The following is a 5,830-nucleotide window of genomic DNA, read 5'->3' as shown; positions in this document are numbered from 1 at the left end:
AATGCTCCAGCGGCGGCGGTTGTAGTTGCCCGCCGAGCGCGTCAGGCTGCGAGCCGCCAGAGCGGCGGGAAACGCCGAGCTCGCCAGCGCGGCTTCTTTCAAGAGCCTCCAATTGCCCTCTTCCTGGTCGTCCCGCCCGAGCGGCACGGAATCGTTCCACTTCGACGCTTTGTCGGTCGGGCTGAGCGAAAAATGCATGTAATCGGCGTGCTGAGACATGCCGTAATCGCGGTCCTGCTCGGCCGAGAAACGAATGGAATAAGGCACGCCTCTCAAGTTCGTGACGCACAGGATCACATCCAGTGGATCGGCCATGTACTCGGGCCACGGGGCTCCGGACCATGCGGTGGCCAGGGCGTTCCTCGCCGCATCGTCGAGTACGGTCGAATCCAGCAGCGAAGGCACCTTGGCACCCGGCCGCTCCAGATCGCGAGCGTCGAGCAATGGGCCTATATCGACCCGTTCGACCCAGGTCTCGTAAAGCTTGTTTCGCGCGCTGGCGGTTTGCGAATTCATATGCAGCAGACCGCCGCGCAGCTCCGACGCCAGCACCGCCGCCGTAACGCCTCCGGCCGAGGCGCCGGTTACCACCGAGATCTTCACGTCGTGCGGGGGCGTATCGGGTACTCCTCTTTGCTTCGCCCGATACCAAGAGTCCAGCGCCTCGGTCAGGAAATCGATGACTCCGGCCGTGTATGCGCCGGCGGACACCGCGCCAGCCATGACCAACCCGATTTCGAACGTGGTTGGCGACAGGCCGCTCTCGGCTTCTGCCATGCTTGATTCCATATCCTAGTACTCCCGACTTTGACTCCTATCCGGCTTCGCTCTGGCGTAGCCAACGAAGGGTATCTTCAAGCGTCTGCTGCAAGGGACGCGGCGTCCAGCCGAGTTCCTCGCGCGCACGGGCGGTGTCGTACCAAGCGTAGCGGCCCAGGATTTGGAGCACGCTGCGGGTAACCGGGAACGGTTTTCGGAGCAGGGCGTAACCGGCCTGCAGCACCGTAACCAGGGCATAGGCCGCCCAGACCGGCAGCCGCAACCGGGGCGGCCGCACGCCCGCGATAGCGGCGGTTTGTCCCAACAGATCGTCCACCATCACGTTGTGGCCGTTGAGCAGGTAGCGCTGGCCGGGGCGGCCGCGTTCGGCAGCCAACAGCATTCCGTCCGCGAAATCGCGAACGTCCAGACAGCCGAAACCGACCGGAACAGTGACGGGAAGCTTGCCGGCGCTGACCGCCTTGAGAAGTTTATTGGCGGGCGCGCCGACGTAATCCTCGGGCCCCATGGTAAAAGAAGGATTGACCGCGACTACCGACATACTGGGGCTCGATCGTCCGAGCGCCTCCTCTTCGGCCTGTCGCCGGCTTGCCGCATACGGGAGATCCAGGCGGTGAACGGTGCCGTCCGCGGTCTCGTCGAGCGGCTCCGGCTTCCGGTTGACGCCCACGGTGAGCGCGCTGCTGGTCACGACGACCCGCGTAACGCCCGAGTCCGCGGACACATCCAGGAGATTGCGCGTTCCGACCACGTTCACTTGCTGCATACGCTCCTCTAGCCCTCCACCGATGCTGACCAGAAAAGCCAGATGAAAAATCGTATCCACCCCGTCGCAGGCGGCACGCAAGGAAATCGCATCCTCGACCGAGCCTCGGACGATGTCCACATCCAAATCCCGCAAGGTGGACGGATCGGTGTCTTGCGGGATCAGCGCACGCGGCCGGATACCCTTTTCATTCAGACGCTTGGTGACATGGTAACCGAGAAAGCTGGTCGGTCCGGTGACGAGGACCTTGCTCTTTGCATTCAGTATCTCGTTCATAGCGATCACAACCCCCTTATTCTTGGAATTACGGGAACGGGCGGGTATATCGAAAAGGCTGCGCCGCTGGAGGAAGACGTAAATTCAGAATCTATTCGAAATACATTCAGGATATGGAAAACCGTAAGATCTCGATAATCCCACAATCCTGAATCTCTTATGGTTTCCGCCTCGCTCTATCCGATTTATTCCATTCGGCTTTCGCGTGAACACTCATCGTAGGGTGGGTTAGCCTCTCGGCTCCGCTTGGGACACGCCCTTCGACGGAGCTCAGGACAGGCTCCACGTAACCCGCCGATTGGGAGTCGCTCGGCGGGTTACGGCCTCGCGGCCTAACCCACCATCGATGGGTTTCGCTTCGCTCTACCCATCCTACAAAATGAATGCCTGATTGAAAGCGATTTGGAATTACACAGGTTTTCCATGGCGCAGCCGGCATTATGTTTCACGCAATCCCGTAACAGCAAGACATTTCAAGGATAACCACTGAAAAGGTACACAACGCCCCTACGCAGCACATACACCCATATCCGGTTAAAACCCTTTCGTCGACCGGGGTTTTGCCGTACGCGGGGCCGCATTTCCACCCGCTTTAATCGATTGACAACGGCTCGGCGCAAGCGCATTGTTTTCTCAAAAATAGCCTTGAATGCCTTTTCGATGTGACCACGTAAGGCAAGGGGTCGAAACTTACCCCTACCGTCCAGCGCGCGGCGGAATTACGGCGAAAAATCGAATCAATAAAGAGTTTTATTGAGGGGGGCTGATATGAAACGGATCGTCATTTGCTTCGACGGCACATGGAACAAACCCGCCGACGAACGCTTGCCCGCCGACCGGCAGATCGAGACCAATGTTTGCCGGTTTTATAAATCGGTCACGGACACTGCGGCAGATGGTATCCGGCAAGTTAAATGGTATGACGAAGGCATAGGCACAAAATGGTATGACCGCTTTATTGGCGGCTCCACGGGAGCGGGACTGGAGAAAAATATCCTCGACGGTTACAAGTTTCTCGCCAAGGAATATCGGGAAAGCGACGAGGTTTATATTCTCGGCTTCAGCCGCGGCGCCTATACCGCCAGGAGTTTGGCCGGACTCATTCGCAATTGCGGTCTGGTGAAAAACAAGCAGCTTTCCCTGCGTATGGCCATGGCCTATGGCATCTACCGTACCAGAGACGACGGTCCCGATTCTTCGACCGCTCTGGAGTTTAGGGCAAGGTTTTCTCGGGAAATCAAAATTAAGTTTCTCGGCGTGTGGGATACGGTCGGCGCACTGGGTATTCCGCTGGATATCTTGAAGCGCCTGAACATGTATTTTTACCAGTTCCACGACACGAGATTGAGCCATATCGTCGAAAACGGTTACCAAGCCATCGCGATCGACGAACATCGAACGGATTACGATATCTGTTTATGGACGCCCGATGCGAGTCCCCAACAAAACCTGGAACAGCGCTGGTTTGTGGGTGCGCACAGCGATGTCGGCGGGGGATATCCGGATCGGCGCCTGTCCGACCTAACGTTGCGTTGGATTCAAGATAAAGCCATGGCGGCGGGCCTCGGGGTTACTCCGATAGACGTGGGAGCCGATAATTACCTCGGAGCGATTACCGATTCCTACGCACAATTCCTCAACGGGGTTTATGCCCACACACAACAGCGTCATTATCGCGCCTTAGGTACCGCCAGGTTCGGCAACGAGGTGATCGACGACTCGGCACAAAGACGGCGCAAGAAAGACCGCAATTACAAGCCGCCGAACGCCGGTTTGCCGCCGCTGCGATGAAACGCCGCTGAGCCGGCGATAAAGGGCTATCGCCATAACCCGGTAAGGTTGGATAGATAACGTCTCATAATGCTTGAGGATCAGGCTCATGAAGAAATGGATCGGTATAGGCCTTGTGTTACTCATCGTAATCTGGTGGATCGCCGCGGCCCCCAGACCGGAAATTCGCTGCTGCGTCGCCGAGTCGATTTCCTTCGACCCAAAGACGGCAGCGGCGATCACCGCAGTCGAGCATTCCGCCGACTTCGCTGCCGGTCTGGAGCATTTTCGGTCCGACCTACCGGGTTACGACGATGTCGTGTTACTCACCGGCGGAACCAGGGCCCTGGTTACAGCGACGGACGGAAAAATCTGGAGCGTAGACCTCGCCACACACGCGGTTGAGCCGTTCGTGGATGCGCCGCTGATGGCGTTCGGCATACACGAAGCGCCCGGCGACCCGAACCATGTTTATTTTTGCTCCTCCAACGCCTATGGCGAGCCGTTTCCGGGCGAGGCTGTCGGACTCTACCGTCTCGCGCTCGACACCCGGAAAATCGAGCCCATCGTTCTCGAGGTGCCGGCAACGCTGATCGATCCCGATCACCCGGTCGTCTATGCGGACAACGATCCCAAGGCGCCCGAATTGAGGCGCGACGGCAGCGGCGGAGATCATCGTCCGCTGGTGGTCTGCGACAACCTGGAAGTCTCCGAGGACGGCCGGCGCATCTATTTCTCCGAACCGTTCTCGTACAGAGACGCTTCGCTAGACGACGCGGTAGATGAAGCCATTGCCCTACCTCCCAATGGGCGCCTGTGGCGGCACGACCTGGATACCGGAACCACCCGCCTTGTCGCGGAGGGATTCCACTTCATCAACGGCGTTCTATACGACCTGCATCCGGGCCAGCCGCGGGAGGAGTCGGTTTTGGTCACCCAGACCTCTCTTTTCCGTCTGGCGCGTTTCTATCTTCGGGGTCCGAAAGCGGGGAGCTACGAGGTTGTGCTCGATGGGCTTACGGGCATGGACGACGGGATGGACCGCGATGCGTCCGGGCGTATCTGGCTTGCCCTGTTCACAGAGAGAAGCCCCATCCTGACCTGGGCCCACGAAAACGCGTGGATCAAACCGCTGCTCTTGCGGTTGCCGCCCCGACTGCTGCTGCGTCAGACGCAGCGTACGGGTGTGATCGTCGTGAGCCCTGATGGAAGCAAGCCTCTCTATGCGGCGATGTATAAGGGCCTTCCGCTTGCCTCCATAGCTTCCGCCGTACCTGCGGAAAACGGAATTTATTTGGCGAATGAGTCTCTAGGCGAGCTCGATAGCGAGCAGAGCGGAATCGTGCGTCTGAAGTGGCCGAAACAACTGCACTGATCGCATCAGCCCCGACTTTTTTTCCTGCACTTTGGCATTGCCCGCCCCGAGCTTGGGAGGCTTTCTAGCTCGGCATAGCCTCCTCTCGGCGGGCCATGCATTCTCGGTTCCGTTAAAGCAGTTTTGATTTGAAAAGAACTGCTTTGCATGCCCACTTCCCCGCCCGGCGTTCACAATAAATGGGTGGCATCCCGCAACGTACTGCGGGATTTGCCGCACGGCCTATTGCTGCTAAGTACATTCCGCAAATACTTGCGGAATCTCGACAGATTGGCTTGATTGGCGGGGTTGTCCTGCAGGTTGCCTATGCCGCAAGACTTCCCTGAATGTACTTAGAGCGTTTTTCATCCCGGTGTACGGATTCGTGTTCGGGCGGGAAGAACGTAGGTCGGCAATCCCTTGCCGACGTATCGGCTCGGCAAAGGATTTTGTTGGAAGGGGCGTCCTGGCGCTCCCAGGACGGCCGTTTTGCGATTGGAAGGGTCGCGACTAAAGCGACCGTTTGCGATTGGAAGGGTCGCGACTAAAGCGACCGTTTGCGATTGGGAAGGGATTGCCGACCTACATATCGGGCTCTCTGACACCGAATCGGAAAATGCTCTAGGACTGAATCGGCCGGAAGTCCCGCCCGAAGGGAAACAGCGATAACGGAATCAGCTTGATGTGCTGCAAGGCGAAAGGAATGCCGATGATGGTGACGGCCAGTACGGCTGCGCTGGCAAGGTGCGCGAGCGCGATTTCCCAGCCGAAAAGTAGCAGCCAGATCAGGTTGAAGATGATCCGCAAAGGGTTGTTCGCGCCGTCGAGTTCCACCACCTCTTTGCCGAACGGCGCGAATACGGCAAACCCGAGCTTGATCGACT

The 5,830-nt window shown here is 58.4% G+C and carries 5 protein-coding genes; 2 read left to right on the top strand and 3 right to left on the bottom strand.

Translation table 11 applies throughout. The annotated features are described in order from the left end of the window. Both ABJK70_RS18795 and ABJK70_RS18790 read right to left on the bottom strand, forming a co-directional pair. Window positions 1–777, bottom strand: a 777-nt coding sequence (locus ABJK70_RS18795) for a patatin-like phospholipase family protein (RefSeq protein ID WP_347258756.1), incomplete at its 3' end; no start/stop codon positions are given. Window positions 778–814: 37 nt separating this feature from the next. Beyond that, complete coding sequence (locus ABJK70_RS18790; protein WP_347258755.1) at window positions 815–1,822, bottom strand: NAD-dependent epimerase/dehydratase family protein; 1,008 nt, start codon at window positions 1,820–1,822, stop codon at window positions 815–817. Window positions 1,823–2,590: 768 nt separating this feature from the next. Here ABJK70_RS18790 and ABJK70_RS18785 point away from each other — a divergent pair. Together ABJK70_RS18785 and ABJK70_RS18780 are read left to right on the top strand one after the other, a co-directional pair. After that, window positions 2,591–3,613 (top strand): DUF2235 domain-containing protein, encoded by a 1,023-nt coding sequence (locus ABJK70_RS18785; protein WP_077730512.1) that lies wholly within the window; start codon window positions 2,591–2,593, stop codon window positions 3,611–3,613. Window positions 3,614–3,701: 88 nt separating this feature from the next. Beyond that, a complete protein-coding gene (locus tag ABJK70_RS18780; protein WP_077730511.1) occupies window positions 3,702–4,967 on the top strand; it encodes a hypothetical protein in 1,266 nt (421 codons plus the stop codon). A gap of 600 nt (window positions 4,968–5,567) precedes the next feature. On the opposite strand, the gene ABJK70_RS18775 is transcribed toward ABJK70_RS18780, so the two are convergent. Then, window positions 5,568–5,830, bottom strand: a 263-nt coding sequence (locus tag ABJK70_RS18775) for a YccF domain-containing protein (protein ID WP_347258754.1), incomplete at its 5' end; no start/stop codon positions are given.

It is taken from the genome of Methylocaldum sp. (assembly GCF_039794385.1).
Lineage (GTDB): Bacteria > Pseudomonadota > Gammaproteobacteria > Methylococcales > Methylococcaceae > Methylocaldum.
This window is presented reverse-complemented; position numbering and strand designations above follow the sequence as displayed.

Bases quoted from the DNA above. Each gene is read 5' to 3' on its own strand.
- ABJK70_RS18790 (WP_347258755.1), bottom strand. From the start codon at position 1,822: ATGAACGAGATACTGAATGCAAAGAGCAAGGTCCTCGTCACCGGACCG.
- ABJK70_RS18785 (WP_077730512.1), top strand. From the start codon at position 2,591: ATGAAACGGATCGTCATTTGCTTCGACGGCACATGGAACAAACCCGCC.
- ABJK70_RS18780 (WP_077730511.1), top strand. From the start codon at position 3,702: ATGAAGAAATGGATCGGTATAGGCCTTGTGTTACTCATCGTAATCTGG.